This is a genomic window from Nitrosopumilus sp., assembly GCA_029862745.1.
Taxonomy (GTDB): domain Archaea; phylum Thermoproteota; class Nitrososphaeria; order Nitrososphaerales; family Nitrosopumilaceae; genus Nitrosopumilus.
The window spans coordinates 106,615-125,409 of sequence record JAOTWS010000006.1 but is presented as its reverse complement, the minus strand read 5'-3'; the positions used below and the strand labels follow the sequence as shown (position 1 = coordinate 125,409).

The following is an 18,795-nucleotide window of genomic DNA, read 5'->3' as shown; positions in this document are numbered from 1 at the left end:
GGCTTTACCTCAGCTGGCTTTACCTCAGCTGGCTTTACCTCAGCTGGCTTTTCCTCTAACTTAGTAGAAAGTTCACTTAATTTTGCTTCTAATTTGGCAATCTTGTCTTCAAGATCTTGTTTTCCTAGCTTTTTAGCAGCTGCCATAGTCTGTTTGAATAATCCGGGGTTTATGTACATTTGGGTTGATTACCACAATTAGTCTTGATCAAGTTTTATATGCATAAATAACATACTCTGTTTATGGATGATTTTGAAAAAGAATACCCTGAGTTTGATTGGAAGAATATACCAGCTTACAAACATCCTGGAGGGAAAGATTGTCCATGTCCAAAACATGAATACATTAGAGAACAGATCAATTTTACAAAACAAGTAAATCAAAAAGGCAAAGAACCATCAAAGGTCACTCTCAAGTTTTGTCCAGATCATTACAAAGTTTACCTAGAAGAAGTGATCCCTGCGATGCCATTAAAATACAAAATTCTTACAAAGATTGCTCTAAAACTTGGGGCAATTCAAATTGAACAGTTAAAATATATGGAATCAGAATTATGTTTTTATTGTAAATTTGGTTCAGGTGGACATGATAAAAAAACTGAACTACCACCAATGTAGACTATTCTGAATTTAATAGAATTTTAGGTTTATTGGGAGTATCATGATGACATCGCTTTCCACACAAAGGACATCTTTTTCTATCAAGCAAAACACACTGGCAGATGTGGGATTTAAAATATGATTTAGCAGATTTATTTGGTTCTCCAGTTCCATTACAAAAAGGACATTCAGAACCAAGTAATTCTATAATTCCATTTCCATTACAAACTGCACATTTTGTATTTGTCACTATTGCTTTTGGTTTAAAATAATAATTAAAAAACAGTTCTTAAAAGAATTTTAATAAAATATGTTTTTCTTGAAAACGAGTTAAGCTTATACTTGAACGGACTTCAGATGATTTGTGACAATAGAAGACATACATGGATTCATCACAGAACTTGAAAAATATGGAGAATTAAAGAGAGTGGAAACTGAGGTTGACTCTGATTTAGAAATTGCAGAAATATTAAGAAGAGGAATGTATTCTAACGGTCCTGCAATTCTTTTCCAAAATGTAAAAGGATATGACATGCCAGTATTAGGAAATGCATTTGGATCTGTGAGGCGATTGGAGATTGGGTTGGAAATGACAGATTTTACAGAAATAGGTAAACGTATTGTAGATATGACAAAAATGGATATTCCCTCAGGATTACTAAATAAAATTAAAAAACTCCCAGAACTTTCAAAGATGACTGCATCATTTCCAAAATCAGAAACAAGTGGACCAGTAACTGAAATAACATCAAATGATGCAACATTTGATAATATACCAATTCTAAAATCCTGGCCACATGACGCAGGTAGATTCATTACTCTGGGATTAGTTGCAACCAAACATCCTGAAACAGGAGTAAGAAATCTAGGAGTATATAGAATACAAATAATTGATAAAACACATGCATTAATGCATTGGCAAAAACATAAGAGAGGAGCTCATCACAGCGATATTTCAAAAGACAAAGGTGAAAAAATTCCAGCAGCCATAATCATTGGAGGTGATCCTGCAACAATATTTTCATCAATTGCGCCAGTACCTGAAGGATTGGATAAGTACTTGTTTGCAGGGATTACAAGAAAAGAAGGAATTAAGACTGTAAAATGTAAAACAATTGATTTGGATGTTCCTGCAAATGCAGAAATTGTTTTAGAAGGGTATGTGGACCCAGTGGATATTAGGGATGAAGGACCTTTTGGAGATCATACAGGATATTACACACCAATCGAACCATACCCAACATTCACATTAACTGGAATTATGCGCAGAAAAAAACCAGTGTATGTTACAACGGTAGTTGGAAAACCTATTCTTGAAGATGCATACATTGGAAAAGTAATTGAACGTTCATTTTTACCACTAATCCAAATGTTCCATCCAGAGGTAATTGACTTTAGTATGCCAGCCGCAGGATGGTTCCAAGGATTTGCCATCATATCGATCAAAAAAAGATATCCAGGTCAAGCAAAAAAAGTAATGATGGGTTTATGGGGTATGGGACAACTTTCATTAACAAAGATGTTTGTAGTCGTAGATGAAGACATCAACGTTCACGATATCAATGATGTGATCTGGGCTATTACTACAAGGGCAGATCCGTCACGAGATACTCTCATCATTAACAACACTCCTACAGATACACTCGATCCTGCATCACCATTTGTAAATCTAGGTTCTAAGATGGGAATTGATGCAACCCAAAAAACAAAAGAAGAGGGATATGAGAGAGAAATTCAAAAAATAGTCAAGGTTGATGATAAAACAAAGAACTTAGTAGATTCTAAATGGTCAGATTATGGATTATAGACGGCAACATGATTGTAAAAGTTATCCCTCTCTTCTACTTGGTAGCCAATTTGATGAATTGCATCTATGATTATTTTGTCCGTAAGTTCAGTGGAACGTGCTCCTGTACATGAAACAACTTCTTCGCCAATAAGAGTCCCGCCAAAATCATCTGCTCCATATTGTAATGCTAATTGAGCCATACCTACACCATTAGTTAGCCATGAAGATTGAATGTGTGGGATTAATCCATCAAAAACCAATCTAGATATTGCAATCATTTTCAATAATTGGATTCCACCTGTTCCATATTCAACAATTCCTTCTTCATGCATCAAAGTGTTGTTTGGTTCAAAATTCCATGGAATGAATGCCATGAATCCTTTAGTTTTTTCTTGAAGTCTTACAAGTTTGTAAAAATGTTCAACAATATCATTATTGTTTTCAACATGACCATACATCATTGTTGCAGAAGATGGAATTCCAAGGAAATGTGCTTCATCCATAATTTTAATCCAAGCATCACTGGAAATTTTCTTTGGACTGATAATTTCTTTAACAGAGTCAGTTAATATCTCAGCTCCTGCACCTGGAATTGATTGTAGACCTGCATCTTTTAATCTAGATAAAATTTCTTTTGTAGATGATTTTTCAACTTTTGCAATCATGTCAATTTCTGACGTTGATAAACCATGAACTCCAACTTCCGGAAATTTCTTACGAATCATTCTAAATGCATTTTCATAATATTCAATCTTCAAATTTGGATTATGTCCGCCCTGAATCAAAACTTGTCGGATCTTAAACATGTCATATGCAGTTTTTACTCTAGATTCAATCTGATCAAGAGTTAAAGTATAGGAATCTTCAGCACCAGGAGATCTATAAAATGCACAAAACTTACAATCAGTGATGCAGACATTGGTATAATTCAAAATAATGTTGTTTACAAATGATGCCTTTTTGCCAAACTGCTTTCTTGTAAGATGCCCCGAAACAAGACCCATAAGGTGAACATCGTTAGACTCTAAAAGTCTTAGACAGTCTTCAGGTTCAGGTCTTTTTCCCTTAAGAGAATTTTCTAAAATATCTTTGATATCACTTTTTTGTATCTGTTCAGTAGTTTGACTCAAGTGATCTTCATCCTTTAGAATTTCTATTTAACTCTTGGTAGAAAAAAGAAACAAAAAAAATTAAACAAAACAAAGGATTTGGGCTAGATCCATAAGAAATATGATCTTATCGATCCATGTTATTTTTTTTATAAGTATGCTACCCTGCGATTCATCTTATCTAAACTCAAAAAATATTTGTCATAAGAATAGCATTAGGCTTAAAAACCCCGCTAAATTCCCAGTCCACATATTCTAGTCTTGCACAAACCTCCATTAAGATGAATAATCAATACTGCTATCTTTTAAAATACGATTGAGAACTTAGAATTTATAGTCCAACTTTTTTAGAGATTGCCACATACTCTCTAATACTCATAGATAGAAATTACAAGATATTGACACATACTCTCTAATACTCATAGATAGAAATTACAAGATATTGCCACATACTCTCTAATACTCATAGATAGAAATTACAAGATATTGACACAAAATACTTGGTTTAGCCTTTCAGTTCTTTTCTAAGCATTTCATTGATTACATGTGTGAAACTTATACTGCCTTCTGATTTTTTGATTTGTTCTGCCTGAATCTTTCGAAGCTTAGATACCAAATCATCATCAAGCATTATGGTTACTCTTTTTGGCATGTCATACTGTTATTTGTTTTCTCTATTAAAACCACATGTGAATTTATTCTGTTGTCTATTAGACTAACGTCTAAAAACATTACAAAAACCATGGGCTTCATTGAATCAAATTATTTATCTTTGTATGGATAAAAGATTCAAATTATTTATTATGTGATTTCTATTTTTTGTGTATTCTATATGTTCTGTAAATTTCATGAATTTTTGCGTCTTGTAGCCGTGTGTATTTTGTGAAGATTCAATATAAAGTGCGCCTAATTTCTAAGATCATAAATTTCAGTGTAAAACACAATCACGTTCTATCTTATGTATTAGTGATAATAGTTTTTGCGTTTGCAATCCTTACACATTCAAATTAAAAATGAAAATAAAGAAATCAAATTTGCATAAAAATTAATGGACTTAAACAGGATCTTTAATTTTTCTAATAATTTTTTTAATTTGTCGATATCCAAAAACTGGTAAAATGCAATATATGCATCCAATTTGTGAAATAGAACAGCAACAGAGACACTCGCATTTTCCTTTTTCGTGATTACATTCTTTGCATTTCATCCTTTTTACTCCTTGGACTAGATCTTAATCTAGTTTTACAACATGGACAAGTATTTTGTTGAGTCATGAAAAATAATGCACAAAGTGAACACCACTTTTGACCAATTTTGTATCGTAAATTATTTCTAAATCCAGTAGGTTTGAATCTACTACACAATCCAGTACAGACTTGTCCCATAGTTTTAATAATTCATAAATATATTTAAGAAAACCACCAAATTCATTTCAGATTAATCTATGTAAAGTGGATAAATCTTTTTAAGAAAATTTTTCAATTTAATTTAAAATGCTAACTGAAATCAAGATGAATGAAAACATCTTACATGATATCACTCATTGGGGAATTCGTGCTTCAATTGGTGCGATATTTATTGTTCACAGTTTAAAGAAATTTGATCCTACTTGGCAAGAATGGTTAGTAGGAATAGGAGTACCTCCAGAATTACAACTTCCAATTGCATTAACGGAGTTTATTGGAGGAGTGTTTCTAATTACAGGAATTTTTACTAGAATTGCTGGGGTAGTATTTTCTATAATTTTATTGGGTGCAATATTTCATGTTAGATGGGAAAATGGATTCTTTGTATCCCAGGGAGGTTGGGAATGGGATCTTGTGATGCTTGTAGCAGTATTCTCAATAGTGGCGATAGGCCCAGGTAGAATAGCAATTGCAAGTTTAATTAAAAAATTACCAAAATTTTTACAATAGAAATTTTTTACCCATTTCTTGAAATGGTTTTTTGAGGTTAGAGAATTAGGTTTCTCTAAATTATAATTCAAATGTTTACGTTCATCTGGCCCATGTGATATGTATCACTCATTCCTTTAGTCCAAGTTTTGTTTTTGTGTTCTTGGATGATGTACTGTTTGTATGTTGTATGTGCTCATATTGAAAGTACGGTGTCAAACGTATTTGAGATAGATCTAACTTTTTAGATTAATTTTATTCAAAAATTGAGTAAGTTATTCACGAAATAATCTATCTTCTGAATACTAATGCCTAGATTATACCTTATTCGTGAATGTAAAAATTTTTTATTCTCAGTTAATCAAATGTGATGTACTGATTCTATGCAATCAAATTATTTGCATTCAAGATTATTTTTTAGATTTTTCGTTTGTTATGTTTGGGTGTATCTCTGTTCCCTCTTTTTTACAAGTATTTTTGATAAATCTATCAAAGTCATTCTCGTCAAATAATTGCCAACCCATCTTATGTATGTCAAGATCATACGACCTATAATCTTCTATTATATCTCCAAACCATGCACGATACAAATCTTCTTCTTGTTTTGCTTGTTCATGATTGTTAAAGAATTTCAATTCAATCCAGTCTATGTTACCGTTGGTTCTTGCCGAAAAGTCACAGTATGGGGCATTTGCAAGATGATCTTTCATCTCTGCCAATCTTGTTACATAGTCTTTTGAAGATGTGAATTTTATTGTAATCAGACGTAAAATCGACATGTTGACCTGATGTAGATCTACCATGGTAGTGTAACCATGAATTACCCCCAATTTTTCGAGTCTTGCAATTCTTTTACCTATTCCACGCTCAGACATTTTTGTCCCCATTCCTGCAAGTTTTTTTACAATTGTTCTAGTAGAGTCTCTTGCGTTTGCAATTAGCAGGTTTAGGATCTGTTTATCCACTGCATCTATGAGTATTTCTTTATTTTGCTGCGTGAGTGGTTCTGTCATTGTCATGTCATGGGATTACTATGTGTAAAGATACTACCAAGTGTTCAAAAATTGAACCAAAATTGTTAAAAAATTCAAATCATGAACTTTGACAGATGAAAAGGTGTGGTAGAATCCAAATAGTTTGCATGTGATAATATCATGATACAAAATGATCATGCAAGATTTGAGAGACAAAGAGGTCATAAAAGAATATTATCTGTTTTTGTATGATTTGGCAATTGAGAAAAATTATTCTTGTTCTTCACAATTGACCCTAGAGGAAAGGAAATATTGTGAGAAACTATTATCTCATAATCAAACCTGCAAGCCAAACGAATTGTATTTGTCACTAATGGAAGACATTTTAGTAGAATCGATTCGGCGACAAAGAGGAAGTACAAAAAAATCGCAAAATAGATAGAAATAAGATCTGTTTAGATGTATTCTTATGATTTAGACCTATGACTAAGATAATTTTAGAACGCCTCTCCCCCTAAATCGATGTTAGATCAACGTTTTTCAGATATGATTTTTAATTTCATTGAATATCGAATCAGATTAGATTTCAAGCAAATGAACTTTTGTTTAGGTTTGTTTCCTGCTAGTTTTTATGTTGGTTTTTTTGCTAAACTTCTTCAGCAGCTTTTGTGCCTCTTGTTAGGTATTAGATATTTTTTGTGAGTTGAAATCATCTGTGTCCAAATGAATCTAACATTATTGATAAATCATGATCTAAATACATCATCATCAGATAATCAAGACTTTGCCGATCTAATTGAAGTGTACGTACAAAGAATAATCAAGGCATTGTTTTTTCAATATCATTGATTTTTGATTCCAGATCAGTAATTTTTTTGTACAGATCGTCATAGGACTCAGTCTTGGCTTTTACTTTTTTACTAGCTTTTGGTTTCTTGGCCTTTGGTTTAGATTTGGTGGTAGATTTGGTTTTAGATTTGGTTGCCATATATCTCAAAATGGAGTGCATACCTAAATATCAAACTATCTTTATGAAAGGAAAAATACAGTCATACAAAAATCTAAATGAATTATTTTAAGCGAGAATACGTGATTTTTGATTGTGATTGATGTGTTTGAACTTTAATAGGTCTAACCTCAGAGCACGTTATTTTTAAGTAGGGCGCAAAATCCAGACAATCCATGGTATCTGGTAACCAAATCCGACTTAATCGAATTCTCAGGAAAGGAAGAATGCTGTGTATCCCAATGGATCATGGAATTTCAAATGGCCCAATCAAAGGACTTGAAGATCCAACATCGACTATTTACAAATGTGAAGGTCGTGGTTTAACAAGTGTTATAATCAATAAAGGAATACTCAAAGCATTATCTAGACCAACTAAAATTGGAATTCTAGTTCATCTTTCAAGTAGTACATCATTATCACTATCACCTAATAGAAAAATGCTAACAGGCACTGTTAAAGAAGCAGTTGCAATGGGTGCAGATGGAATTTCACTCCACATCAACATTGGGGGTAAGGAAGAACCTGAGATGTTAGAACAACTTGGGATGACTGCAGATCAATGCCACAAATGGGGAATGCCTCTTTTAGCAATGATGTATCCAAGAGGTGAAAACATCAAAGATCCACATGATCCGGAAATTGTAGGACATGTTTCAAGAATTGGAGCAGAATGTGGTGCCGATATTATCAAAACATTATACACAGGAGATATTGACTCTTTTGCTAAAATTGTAAAAAGTACACCTGTCCCAATTGTAATTGCAGGCGGACCAAAAGCAAAAACAGATTTAGATATTCTTCAAATGACTGAGGATGTCATGACTGCAGGAGCTAAAGGAGTCACATATGGCAGGAATATCTTTGCACATAAAACACCTGAAAAAATGGTAGAAGCATTATCTGAAATAATTTTCAGAAAAGGAACCGCAAAGGAAGCATTGAAGAAAATTGAGTAAAACAAGAGAATTAATAATTTTACCTAAAGTGAGTCAAGCACAACTATCCAAATTTATTGTTCAATTAGAAGAAGAGGGAATCCAAATGGTGTACCTTGACCCAAAAAAACTAACCAAAGTAAAAACTAAACTTCAAACAGTCTTTCCATCAAATTCATCAAATTATGTTGTACTGGAAAAAGAAGGTAGTGTTAAACCAAAACGTAAGAAGGTTGGAAGAAAATTCCAAGTATTATCAAACTTAGATATTGAGAATATCTTATCTAATGCCAAACAAGGATTAGATTTTGTTATTGTAGAAGTGAAAGATTGGAAAATCATTCCTTTGGAAAACATTATTGCTAAACTACATAAAATACACACCAAAATTTTTGCAATAGCTAGAACCCCTGAGGAAGTGAGAAAAATGTTTTCAATCTTAGAAGTGGGAGTAGACGGAGTAATTTTCAGCACATCGTCAATTACTGAAGTGAGAGAGGCTATGGTGTATCTTGGAACTAGAAGTTTTGAGATGAAACCTGCTAAGATTATTGAAATCAAAGAGGTAGGAGACGGAGAGCGCGTGTGTGTAGATACGGCATCAATACTCCATAAAGGAGAAGGTATGTTAATTGGTAGCAGATCAAACTTTTTGTTTCTAGTTCATAATGAATCAGTAGGATCTTCATTTACGTCACCAAGACCATTTAGAGTTAATGCAGGAGCAGTTCATTGCTATACTCTTTCACCTGATGGAACAACCAACTATCTCTCAGAGGTTGAAACAGGTTCTGAAGTATTAATTCTCAATTCTAAAGGAAAAGCAAGAAGAGCTACTGTAGGAAGATCAAAAATAGAAAGAAGACCAATGCTAATGATCAAAGCTTCTGTTGGAGGAGAAATAGGCGGCATAATAGCACAGGATGCTGAAACAATTAGATTTGTAAGACCAAATGGACAACTAGTATCTGTAACGCATCTAAAAAAAGGAGACACCGTTATGGTACATGCAAAGCCAGCAACTGGCAGACATTTTGGAATGGAAGTGTCTGATGAATACATTCTAGAAAAATAACATGAAGTACAAAACATGTGTGTCTATTGTAGAGGAAACACCAAATAAAATCAAAAAAACATTAAAGACTGCGCTAACAAAATCCGATTTTGTTGAAGTTAGATTTGATTTTTTAAAGGCAGAACAAATACCTGAAACAATAGATATGATCAAAAAAGATCTAAATAGAATTGTATGCACATTAAGGCCAAAAACAGAAGGCGGAAAATTCACAGGTAGTGAAAAAGAAAGAATTTCAATCTTAAAATTAATCGCAGAATATACCCCATACTTGCTAGATATTGAATTTAACACTCTAAGAAAGAACTCATTATTAGTAAAATATCTAAAAGATACAAATACAAAATTACTTGTATCCTGGCATGATTTTAAGAAAACACCAAGTACCATCGAACTAAAAAATAAAATGAATCAAATGAGCAAGTTTTCATCCAATCTCAAAATTGTGTCTACTGCAAAATCAACAGATGACTCTACCCGAATGCTAGAACTTTACAGTAAAAAAGGGAAGAATAATTTAATCGCATTTGCAATGGGTGATTTGGGCAGAATTTCACGAATTTTATGCCTGTATTTAGGTAGCCCCTACACATATGTCTCATTAGGTAAAGCAGTAGCACCAGGACAGTTTAGTGTTGATGAAATTAAAAAAATTATAAATTTAAAAAAAAATTAAAACAGCAGTTGAGAGTTTAAATCAATCATATCTTTGAAGACAATAATGGGAAAATCATTTGCAGTAATTGGAGACCCTATTGATCATTCATTATCTCCAAATATTCATAGTGCGGCATTTAGAGAATTAAATTTAGATTCGTCATACATTGCATATAGAATTCCAAAGGGAGAATTAGAAGAAGGAATTGAAGGATTAAAAAAAATCAAGATTGATGGATTCAATGTCACCATACCACATAAAGTAGAGATGATGAAGTATTTGGATAAAACTGATGAATCTTGTAGTTTGATTGGGGCTGTTAACACAGTTACAAATAAGGATGGAATTCTTAAAGGATACAACACAGATATGGATGGATTCTTAGATCCATTTAAGAAAAAAAAATTAGATATAATAAACAAAAAAGTTCTTCTTATTGGAGCCGGTGGAGCAGCAAGAGCAATTGTTGCAGGATTTTCCAAAGAAAAAGCTAAAAGCATTACAATTACAAATAGAACATTAGAAAATGCAGAAAAGCTTGTAAAGTTTTCAGAACAAATTGGTTTGAATGCCAATGCAATTAAAATTGAGCAAGTCAAAAACATAGGAAAAGAGTATGACATTATAGTTAATGCAACGTCAATAGGTCTGAAAAACGAATCAAGCATCATACCACTCGACGGAATTAACGAGAAGACAATTGTGTATGATATAGTATACATGCCAATTAATACAGATTTTATCAAAAAAGCAAAAGAAAAAAACGCAATCATAATTTTTGGCTATGAAATGTTATTAGGTCAGGCAATCAGAGCATTTGAGATTTGGCATGGCATAGAAGCACCTTATAATGCCATGAAAAGAGCACTTCTAGGAGGATTTTGATGGCAAAGGCAAAAGCTACAGTCCATGGGGCAATTTCACTTGTAAATGCGATTGCAAATCAAAAAGGTGCAACGTTAGGGATTTCCTTAAAAGTAGAAGCAACAGTTGAAAGCACACAAGGTAAGGGAATTGTTATTCAATCTGAAAACCAAAGTCTTAGTTCTCGTCTGATTAACAAAACAGTTGAAAAGATAGTCTCAAAAAAAGATTTAGAGCAAAATAAGATTATGATTACTCTTGATTCCGAAATTCCAACTGGATATGGTCTTAAAAGTTCAAGTGCGATTTCTTCGGCAATTGCTCTAGCATGTGCAAAAATATTCAAACCAAAACTTACTGATCAACAAATACTACTTGCAGGAGTTGATGCATCAATAGAATCCAAAGTAAGTATTACAGGAGCATATGATGATGCATGTTCTTGTTATTATGGAGGATTTAATGTAACAGATAATGCAAAGAAAAAAAGAATTCATTTTGAGAAAGGACCATCAAATTTAGTTGCAGTTATATTTATTCCAAAAAATAGAAAAAGAGGAAATTTAAAAAAATTAAAAATTTTATCATCTGTTTTTGCAGTGGCATGGGAATTAGCAAGAAAGGCAAACTACTGGGAATCTATGACAATTAATGGACTTGCAACAGCATCAATTTTAAATTCAAATCCTAAAATAATTACAGATTTAATTGAAAAAGGTGCACTGGCAGCATCTGTTTCAGGTAATGGACCATCTATTGCAGCAGTAGTTAAAAAAGAAAATGAAGTAGCAATAAAAAAAATATTCTCAGTGTTGGAAGGCAACATAATAGTTTCAAAAATTAATAACGAAAAGGCAGAAGTCCATGAAGTGTAAAGTTGAAAAATCAAAAATTTCTGGAACAATTTTGTGTCCAGCAAATAAAAGTTATACCCACAGAGCAATTTTTCTTGCATCACTTGCAGGAAAAAATAGCAGGGTAGATAACATATTACTTTCAGCAGACACCATTGCAACAATTGAGGCATGTAAAAAATTTGGAGCCAAGTTTGAGATGGAAAATTCATCTATAATTGTCAAAAACCCAATAAAAATAGGAACACATGTATCTGAAATAAATGCAGAAAATTCAGGTACCACAATTAGAATTGCTGCAGGCATAGCAAGTTTATTTTCAGATGAAATCACACTCACTGGAGATTCTAGTCTTCAAAAAAGACCAATGCAATCTCTTCTAGATGCATTATCAAGTATGGGTGCACAGTGTCAATCCTCAGATGGAAAACCCCCAATCAAAATTAAAGGAAAAATTTCAGGAGGAGATGTCACCATTCCAGGAAATTTCTCTAGTCAATTCATATCCTCACTTTTAATTTGTGCTCCACTAACTGAAAAAGGAATTAATTTAATAATTGAAGGAAACTTGGTATCGAAACCCTATCTTGATGCAACAATTGCAGTAATGAGAACATTTGGTGTGTCAGTGCAAACATTAATTCCTTACAAAAGATATAATATCTCGCCACAGATTTACAAAGAAACTGCATTCACAATTCCAATTGATTTTTCAAGTTTAGCACTTCTTCTTTCAGCTAATGTGTTAAATGGTCAAGAAGTTATAATTAAAGGAAGTATTGGGAATTTACCTCAAGGTGATGAAGTGTTTATAGATATTTTAGAGCAATTGGGAGTTTCAGTAATAATTGATAATGATGAAATAAAAATTAAATCTCCTGAAAAATTAAACGGTGGTAAATTTGATTTGAGTAATTCCCCTGATCTTCTTCCACCCTTGTCTATACTAGCACTAAAATCACTAAAACCAATTGAAATAATTAATGTCAAACATGCAAGATTAAAAGAAACAGACAGAATCGCAATCATCACAAGAGAGATGGTAAAATTAGGAATTAGAATTCAAGAGAATGTAGATGGTATGATTTTAGAGCCATCAGAAGAATTGAGTAGTGCAGAATTGAATGCAGAAAATGACCACCGGTTATTTATGGCATTTTGTATCGCAGGAATGTATGTTGGTAATTGCACCATCACAGACCCAGAATCAGTCAAAGTGTCATATCCAAATTTTGTTGAAGAGATGAAACGTCTAGGTGCAAAAATCCAATTATTAGAATAGAACTTTCTAAAAAATAATTCTAAATGTAAAAGGCGCGACTCTGTATAGAGTGAAAAGCATTCTCTTCACTCACTGCACTTTCGTGCAGATAACATGTCTTTTTCGCAGAGCCGCGCAAATCATGCTTTATAATTTACATGTTTTTGCATGTATTGTATATGTTATTCTATTATTTAAGAATATAATGAGAATATTTCGTATTATTGCCTATTAATTTGTAAATATTAACAACTGATTATAAATTCTTAGGAATATGTGTGGATCAGAATAAAACCATTAAAAAAATTCAGAATGAGGAATTATAAGCATCATTTAGCTTTGATAGTATGTTGCCGGGAAGTTCTATTGGCCAGCGTCTTGTTTTAACAAGTTTTGGAGAAAGTCATGGGAAATCAATTGGTGCAGTTTTAGACGGATGTCCTGCAGGATTGGAAATTGATGAAGAAGATATTCAAAAAATGCTAGATCTTAGGAAACCAGGGCAAAATTTAATCTCAACTCAAAGAAAAGAGGGCGATATTGTAGAAATTATCTCAGGCGTGTTTAGAGGTTATACTACAGGGGCCCCAATTACTATGGTGATTTGGAATAGTGATCAAAAATCAAAAGATTATGAAAATTTGAAAACAAAACTAAGACCAGGACATTCAGATTACCCTGCCATGATAAAATATAATCACTACAATGATTATAGAGGCGGTGGAAGATTCTCAGGAAGATTAACTGCAACCCATGTTATGGGCGGGGCAATTGCCAGAAAACTACTCAAAGTAACCTTAGGTATCACAACACACTCTTGCACATCACAAATTGGAAAAATAAAGATGGAAAAAGAATTTAATGAAAAAATGTTTAATTCCATTTACAAAAATGAAGTTAGATGTCCTGAAGATAATACTGCAAAAAATATGAGGGCAAGTATTCTTGATGCAAGGAAAAAAGGAGATTCGCTTGGAGGAATTATAGAATCAATTACAACAAATGTTCCAACAGGATTAGGAGAACCAATTTTTAGTTCATTAGAATCAGATTTGAGTAAAGCAATTTTTTCTATTCCATCAGTAAAAGGAATTGAATTTGGTTCAGGATTCAAAGGTTCAGAATTATACGGTTCTCAAAATAATGATTTGTATACCATCAAAAAAGGAAAAATAGTAACAGAAACAAACAGATCAGGTGGAATTTTGGGTGGCATTTCAAATGGTATGCCAATAACAATGAGAATTGCATTCAAACCAGCATCATCAATTGCTCAAAAACAAAAAACTGTAGATATCAAAACAAAAAAAGAAACTAATCTTCAGGTTAAAGGACGACATGATCCTTGTGTAGTGCCAAGAGCTCCTCCTGTAGTGGATTCGCTTGTATCTTTAACTATTGCAGATCATGCACTGCTAGCAGGGACAATCAAACCTACATTATAAGAAAATGTCAGACATAAACGATCTTAGGAATAAAATGGATGATATAACGCTTCAAATGATAGGATTACTAAAAACTAGAACTGATATTGCAAAAGAAATAGGACAAGTCAAAAAGAATATCGGCAAGGGAGTGACAGATGAATTACGAGAAAGTAATTTACGTGAAAAGGTAATAACATTATGTAAAAACATAGGATTAGATGAAACAATTGCTACAAAATTTCTTAATTTTCTGTTAAATGAATCTGTGAAGGTACAGTCATCAGATAAGCAGACACATCTATCTATTTTCTTAAAAGCAAAATTACTTGAAGAACAAGGTAAAAAAATTATTCATATGGAAGTAGGGGAACCAGATTTTCCACCGCCACCAATTGTAAAGATTGCATTAGAAGAAGTTTTCAACAAAGGATTTCTAAAGTATGGCTCATCAAAAGGAATGCCTGTATTTAGAGAAGCATTATCAAACCATATTTATAAGAAATTCAATGTAAAAGTCACACAAGACAACATTATCGTTAGTCCTGGAGCACGATTCTCAGTTTTTACTGCAATTACAACCCTTCTTAATCCTGGAGATGAAATGATTGTAATTGAACCTGCATGGCCAGCTTACAAAGACTGTGCATTAAATTCAGGAGTTAAAGTAAGAACAATCAATACAACTTTGGAAGACAAGTGGGAACCATCAGTGGAACAAATCAAAAATTTAATCAATTCAAATACAAAAATGATTGTATTGAATTATCCAAATAATCCTACAGGTAAAATTCTAAATGAAACAGTTCAAGACACCATAGTAGAATTAGCTAGAAAAAATGATCTTTACATATTGAGTGATGAGATTTATTCAGAATATTCAACAAATAGTTGGAAAAGTATCCTAAATTATAATTATGAGAAAAGTATAGTCACACGTTCATTCTCAAAATCTCATGCCATGACAGGATTTAGAGTAGGATATGCCATTGCAAATTCAAAAATCATTGAAAAAATGGCAAAATTAGAGGCTTTGTGCCTAACAAATGTCTCAGAACCTATACAATACATTGCTATGAAAGCTCTAGATGCAGACATATCCAACAATTCTAATACTGTGAAAAACAGACTTGATGTATTGGTACAAAAAGCAAAAGAAATAGGACTAGACTTTATGATCCCAGATGGAGGGTTGTATCTTTTTGCAAGAGTTAATCAAGAAGAATTTGATGGAGTCCGATTTGCTAACAGTGCCTTAGAAAGGGGACTGGCAGTGGCACCTGGAGATGGATTTGGAAATTATAAAAATTTCATAAGAATATCTGCATGTCAAGACGAAAAAATACTAATTGAGGGAATGAATACACTAAGTAATATCATGAGTGAAAGTAAATGAAAAAAGTTACAGTTATAGGTGCAGGAGGTCAAATGGGCCAATGGTTTGCAAAATATTTTACAAGTAAAGGTTTTGAGGTTACAGGTTATGATTCAGAAAATAAAGTAGTTGGAAAAGATATTAAAGTTGCAGAATCTCTTGTAGGCGGAATTTTAAAATCAGATTATGTTGTTTTATGTACTCCTACTAGGAGAACCCCTGAAATTATTAGATTAATTGCAAAGGAGATGAAACGAGACACATATCTTATTGAAATATCATCTGAAAAATCAAAAGTAGTTACTTCGTTATCAAAAATGCCATCTAAAATTAATCCAATTTGTATTCATCCAATGTTTGGCCCAGGCATTAAAACGATTAAAGGACAAAATATAATTTCAGTTCCAATCAAAGATGCTAAAAAAGAACTAGCGATGGCAAAAACGCTTTTTGAAGGAGCTAATTTTGTTACAATCGATGCTGCAGAACATGATAAAAAAATTGCAGTCATTTTAGGATTAACCCATTTAATGAATTTGGTTTTTGCAAACATCCTATCAAAGGATGAAAAAATGTTACTTACAGAGAAAATGTCCGGAACCACTTTTAGAGTTCAGAAAATATTGGCAGAGAGCATAATGACTGAATCTCCAGAACTAATAGAGACAATTATTGCAAACCCTGAGATTCGTAGAGTTGCCGAGGAATTGTGGAAAGATATTGGTAGGTTACTTACTTCAATTCAAGAGTCAAAGACAGAGGAAGTGATAGATTATATCAAAGAATGTCAAGAAAGACTTGCCAAGCATAAGGACATAAATGAATCATACAAAAAACTATCAAAAATGGTAAAAACTGTTGAAAAATAACAGATATGCGTTCAACAAAGATAGTTACATCTTTTATTAAAAATGATGATCTATTATTGATTCTCAAAAGAAGTAATAAAGTAAAAACTATGAAAGGATTATGGGCAGGAATTAGTGGAATAATAGAAAAAAATGAAGAACCATTACAAAGAGCTAAAATTGAAATTTTTGAAGAAGTTGGACTTAAAGATGATCAAATCACACTAGTTAAATCAGCAGAAGTAATGAGAGTAAACTCACCACAATACATCAATCACGAGTGGGAGATATTCTCATTTTTGTTTGAATCACATAATTCAACAATTATACTCAATTGGGAAAATTCGGATTTTAAATGGATTAAAGTAGAAGAGTTGAAAGATTATGAAACTGTACCTAGCCTTCAGAAAGTATTATTCAATTTGTTGTAAATTTTCTTTTTCTTTTTCTTTTTCATATTTTTTCTGCTGTGGAAGCATCATGTACACACAAGCACCGCCACACATAGTACAAGGAACATTGTTTCCAGGATGTTGCCCAGTTCTACTATGGATTTTTGCAGCTTCTTCAGGATCTATGGATAATGCTAGTTGTTTTTCCCAATCCAAAGTACGTCTTGCTTCAGTCATTTCAATATCCCATTTTATCACTTTATCACGAATTTTAACAAGATCACCTGCATGAGCTGCAATTCTATATGCAATTAATCCTGCTTTGACATCCTCAGCATTTGGTAAAGAGAGATGTTCAGAAGGAGTAAGATAACATAAAAGATCAACACCTTCACTTGCAGAAACTGCAGCACCAATTGCACTTGCAATATGATCATGACCTGATGCAATGTCTGTAACTAAAGGCCCAAGTACATAATAGGGAACATCGCCAATTAATGATTTGGCTAATCTCACGTTAGCTGCAACTTCGTTTAATGGAACATGTCCGGGACCTTCAACCATTACTTGAATATCTTGTTTATGAGCACGTTTTGTCAATTGTGAAATATTGATCATCTCTTGAACTTGAAGTTCATCATGTGAATCCAAAATTGAACCTGGTCTGAGTGCATCTCCAAGACTAAATGTCACATCATATTTTTTGGCAATCTCAATTAAATAATCATAATGAGTCAAGTAAGGATTTTCTTTATCATGTTTTAACATCCATGCAGCAGTAATAGTTCCTCCCTTACTTACGACTCCTCCATATCTCTGAACTTTAAGAATTCTTTTGGCAATTTCTTTTGTAATTCCACAATGGATTGTAGTGTAATCAACACCATCTTTTGCATTATTTTCAAATGCGTTAAGATAATCATCCTCAGTTAAATTCAAAGGGTTTTTGTGAACTTCTACACCATAATTGTATGCCTCATAAATTGGCACGGTCCCAAATGTAATTGGAGCTGATTGCATTAGGGTTTGTCTAATCATTTTAACATCTCCCCCATCACTGAGATCCATCATTGTATCTGCATGGTATTTTACTGCGATTTTTGCCTTTTCGATTTCTTCTTCTAAATTTACATTTAGAGTTGAAGTTCCTATGTTTACATTGACTTTAGTTTTAAGACCTTTACCAATCCCAACATTATGAATTTTTTGTGGTCTGATATTATTACTTGGAATTATTATTGAACCACGTGCAATCTTTGGGATTAACCACTCTAGTGAAACATCTTCATCTTTTGCTACTTGTTTCATTTCATCAGTAGCAATCCCACGTCTAGCAGAGGTCATCTGAGTAGCCATTAACACTATCTATCCTTTTGCCTGATTTAAACAATCGTGAACTCGTCAAACGAATTGATGGATAAATTTTCTTAGCCTTATATTGATAAATTTGATCTACTTTTTTATGCAAGAATTACTAGTTTACTGTATGAGAGCAAATAGAGAATGCATTCATTGTGGTAGAGAATTTAACAGTATTAAAGATAGTTTTTGTTCTTTTGAATGTGCAACCCAGTCATCAGAATAAACGATTAACTCAAATTCTGTTTGTTTTCTAAAGATCGTCTCTCAGAGATGATTTCTGTAACTTTATTCACAATGGGCGTGACGATGTACCCCGACTCAAGGTGGTTTTACAAAGTTTTATTTTATTTTACTGATTTCACTTTTAATTCA

General features: G+C 32.8%; 20 protein-coding genes. 13 read left to right on the top strand and 7 right to left on the bottom strand.

What is annotated here, in order from left to right; all coding sequences use genetic code 11:
- Positions 1 to 242: 242 nt before the first annotated feature.
- Positions 243 to 617: a hypothetical protein gene (locus tag OEM44_08080; GenBank protein ID MDH3516756.1), complete on the top strand. Its 375-nt coding sequence runs from the start codon at positions 243 to 245 to the stop codon at positions 615 to 617.
- 1 nt (position 618) lies between these two features.
- Here OEM44_08080 and OEM44_08075 read toward each other — a convergent pair whose 3' ends face one another.
- Positions 619 to 849, bottom strand: coding sequence for a hypothetical protein (locus OEM44_08075; GenBank protein MDH3516755.1), 231 nt, complete (start codon positions 847 to 849; stop codon positions 619 to 621).
- Between the two features lie 114 nt (positions 850 to 963).
- Between OEM44_08075 and OEM44_08070 the strand changes: the two genes are divergently transcribed.
- On the top strand, positions 964 to 2,406 hold the full coding sequence (locus OEM44_08070; protein MDH3516754.1) for a menaquinone biosynthesis decarboxylase: 1,443 nt from the start codon (positions 964 to 966) through the stop codon (positions 2,404 to 2,406).
- Here OEM44_08070 and mqnC read toward each other — a convergent pair.
- The 3 genes from mqnC to OEM44_08055 form a co-directional block, all read right to left on the bottom strand.
- Complete coding sequence (gene mqnC / locus OEM44_08065) at positions 2,394 to 3,518, bottom strand: dehypoxanthine futalosine cyclase (GenBank protein MDH3516753.1); 1,125 nt, start codon at positions 3,516 to 3,518, stop codon at positions 2,394 to 2,396. The genes OEM44_08070 and mqnC overlap by 13 nt on opposite strands.
- Before the next feature lie 484 nt (positions 3,519 to 4,002).
- Positions 4,003 to 4,149: a hypothetical protein gene (locus OEM44_08060; protein ID MDH3516752.1), complete on the bottom strand. Its 147-nt coding sequence runs from the start codon at positions 4,147 to 4,149 to the stop codon at positions 4,003 to 4,005.
- A gap of 535 nt (positions 4,150 to 4,684) precedes the next feature.
- Positions 4,685 to 4,882 carry a hypothetical protein gene (locus OEM44_08055; protein MDH3516751.1) on the bottom strand — a complete coding sequence of 66 codons (198 nt, stop codon included), beginning with the start codon at positions 4,880 to 4,882 and terminating at the stop codon, positions 4,685 to 4,687.
- Positions 4,883 to 4,990: 108 nt separating this feature from the next.
- Here OEM44_08055 and OEM44_08050 point away from each other — a divergent pair, with 108 nt between their 5' ends.
- On the top strand, positions 4,991 to 5,413 hold the full coding sequence (locus tag OEM44_08050; protein ID MDH3516750.1) for a DoxX family protein: 423 nt from the start codon (positions 4,991 to 4,993) through the stop codon (positions 5,411 to 5,413).
- Between the two features lie 389 nt (positions 5,414 to 5,802).
- Here the strand turns inward: OEM44_08050 and OEM44_08045 are convergent, their stop codons facing one another.
- Together OEM44_08045 and OEM44_08040 are read right to left on the bottom strand one after the other, a co-directional pair.
- Complete coding sequence (locus OEM44_08045) at positions 5,803 to 6,405, bottom strand: AsnC family protein (protein ID MDH3516749.1); 603 nt, start codon at positions 6,403 to 6,405, stop codon at positions 5,803 to 5,805.
- Between the two features lie 781 nt (positions 6,406 to 7,186).
- Positions 7,187 to 7,354, bottom strand: a complete 168-nt coding sequence (locus OEM44_08040) for a hypothetical protein (protein MDH3516748.1) — start codon at positions 7,352 to 7,354, stop codon at positions 7,187 to 7,189.
- Between the two features lie 194 nt (positions 7,355 to 7,548).
- Here OEM44_08040 and OEM44_08035 point away from each other — a divergent pair, with 194 nt between their 5' ends.
- The 10 genes from OEM44_08035 (at position 7,549) to OEM44_07990 (ending at position 17,100) form a co-directional block, all read left to right on the top strand.
- Positions 7,549 to 8,331: a 2-amino-3,7-dideoxy-D-threo-hept-6-ulosonate synthase gene (locus tag OEM44_08035; protein MDH3516747.1), complete on the top strand. Its 783-nt coding sequence runs from the start codon at positions 7,549 to 7,551 to the stop codon at positions 8,329 to 8,331.
- A complete protein-coding gene (locus tag OEM44_08030) occupies positions 8,324 to 9,385 on the top strand; it encodes a 3-dehydroquinate synthase II (GenBank protein MDH3516746.1) in 1,062 nt (353 codons plus the stop codon). Before OEM44_08035 ends, OEM44_08030 begins: the two co-directional genes overlap by 8 nt.
- Position 9,386: 1 nt before the next feature.
- Positions 9,387 to 10,061 carry a type I 3-dehydroquinate dehydratase gene (aroD, locus tag OEM44_08025; protein MDH3516745.1) on the top strand — a complete coding sequence of 225 codons (675 nt, stop codon included), beginning with the start codon at positions 9,387 to 9,389 and terminating at the stop codon, positions 10,059 to 10,061.
- A gap of 45 nt (positions 10,062 to 10,106) precedes the next feature.
- Positions 10,107 to 10,928 carry a shikimate dehydrogenase gene (gene aroE, locus OEM44_08020; protein MDH3516744.1) on the top strand — a complete coding sequence of 274 codons (822 nt, stop codon included), beginning with the start codon at positions 10,107 to 10,109 and terminating at the stop codon, positions 10,926 to 10,928.
- Positions 10,928 to 11,782, top strand: a complete 855-nt coding sequence (locus OEM44_08015) for a shikimate kinase (protein MDH3516743.1) — start codon at positions 10,928 to 10,930, stop codon at positions 11,780 to 11,782. The genes aroE and OEM44_08015 overlap by 1 nt, the downstream gene beginning before the upstream one ends.
- Complete coding sequence (aroA, locus tag OEM44_08010) at positions 11,772 to 13,043, top strand: 3-phosphoshikimate 1-carboxyvinyltransferase (protein MDH3516742.1); 1,272 nt, start codon at positions 11,772 to 11,774, stop codon at positions 13,041 to 13,043. The genes OEM44_08015 and aroA overlap by 11 nt, the downstream gene beginning before the upstream one ends.
- Positions 13,044 to 13,369: 326 nt before the next feature.
- A complete protein-coding gene (aroC, locus tag OEM44_08005; GenBank protein MDH3516741.1) occupies positions 13,370 to 14,467 on the top strand; it encodes a chorismate synthase in 1,098 nt (365 codons plus the stop codon).
- Positions 14,468 to 14,501: 34 nt separating this feature from the next.
- Positions 14,502 to 15,842 carry an aminotransferase class I/II-fold pyridoxal phosphate-dependent enzyme gene (locus tag OEM44_08000; GenBank protein ID MDH3516740.1) on the top strand — a complete coding sequence of 447 codons (1,341 nt, stop codon included), beginning with the start codon at positions 14,502 to 14,504 and terminating at the stop codon, positions 15,840 to 15,842.
- Positions 15,839 to 16,690: a prephenate dehydrogenase gene (locus OEM44_07995; GenBank protein ID MDH3516739.1), complete on the top strand. Its 852-nt coding sequence runs from the start codon at positions 15,839 to 15,841 to the stop codon at positions 16,688 to 16,690. Before OEM44_08000 ends, OEM44_07995 begins: the two co-directional genes overlap by 4 nt.
- A 5-nt stretch (positions 16,691 to 16,695) precedes the next feature.
- The gene (locus OEM44_07990; protein MDH3516738.1) at positions 16,696 to 17,100 is read left to right on the top strand and encodes an NUDIX domain-containing protein; all 405 of its coding nucleotides are present in this window, start codon (positions 16,696 to 16,698) and stop codon (positions 17,098 to 17,100) included.
- Here OEM44_07990 and thiC read toward each other — a convergent pair.
- Positions 17,083 to 18,417: a phosphomethylpyrimidine synthase ThiC gene (gene thiC / locus OEM44_07985; protein MDH3516737.1), complete on the bottom strand. Its 1,335-nt coding sequence runs from the start codon at positions 18,415 to 18,417 to the stop codon at positions 17,083 to 17,085. The two genes, OEM44_07990 and thiC, sit on opposite strands and share 18 nt — an antisense overlap.
- Positions 18,418 to 18,795 lie beyond the last annotated feature (378 nt).

Bases quoted from the DNA above. Each gene is read 5' to 3' on its own strand.
- OEM44_08000 (MDH3516740.1), top strand. From the start codon at position 14,502: ATGGATGATATAACGCTTCAAATGATAGGATTACTAAAAACTAGAACT.
- OEM44_08055 (MDH3516751.1), bottom strand. From the start codon at position 4,882: ATGGGACAAGTCTGTACTGGATTGTGTAGTAGATTCAAACCTACTGGA.
- aroD (MDH3516745.1), top strand. From the start codon at position 9,387: ATGAAGTACAAAACATGTGTGTCTATTGTAGAGGAAACACCAAATAAA.
- thiC (MDH3516737.1), bottom strand. From the start codon at position 18,417: ATGGCTACTCAGATGACCTCTGCTAGACGTGGGATTGCTACTGATGAA.
- OEM44_07990 (MDH3516738.1), top strand. From the start codon at position 16,696: ATGCGTTCAACAAAGATAGTTACATCTTTTATTAAAAATGATGATCTA.
- aroC (MDH3516741.1), top strand. From the start codon at position 13,370: ATGTTGCCGGGAAGTTCTATTGGCCAGCGTCTTGTTTTAACAAGTTTT.
- OEM44_08015 (MDH3516743.1), top strand. From the start codon at position 10,928: ATGGCAAAGGCAAAAGCTACAGTCCATGGGGCAATTTCACTTGTAAAT.
- OEM44_08060 (MDH3516752.1), bottom strand. From the start codon at position 4,149: ATGCCAAAAAGAGTAACCATAATGCTTGATGATGATTTGGTATCTAAG.
- OEM44_08035 (MDH3516747.1), top strand. From the start codon at position 7,549: ATGGTATCTGGTAACCAAATCCGACTTAATCGAATTCTCAGGAAAGGA.
- OEM44_08045 (MDH3516749.1), bottom strand. From the start codon at position 6,405: ATGACAGAACCACTCACGCAGCAAAATAAAGAAATACTCATAGATGCA.
- OEM44_08080 (MDH3516756.1), top strand. From the start codon at position 243: ATGGATGATTTTGAAAAAGAATACCCTGAGTTTGATTGGAAGAATATA.
- aroE (MDH3516744.1), top strand. From the start codon at position 10,107: ATGGGAAAATCATTTGCAGTAATTGGAGACCCTATTGATCATTCATTA.
- OEM44_08050 (MDH3516750.1), top strand. From the start codon at position 4,991: ATGCTAACTGAAATCAAGATGAATGAAAACATCTTACATGATATCACT.
- OEM44_08040 (MDH3516748.1), bottom strand. From the start codon at position 7,354: ATGGCAACCAAATCTAAAACCAAATCTACCACCAAATCTAAACCAAAG.
- aroA (MDH3516742.1), top strand. From the start codon at position 11,772: ATGAAGTGTAAAGTTGAAAAATCAAAAATTTCTGGAACAATTTTGTGT.
- OEM44_07995 (MDH3516739.1), top strand. From the start codon at position 15,839: ATGAAAAAAGTTACAGTTATAGGTGCAGGAGGTCAAATGGGCCAATGG.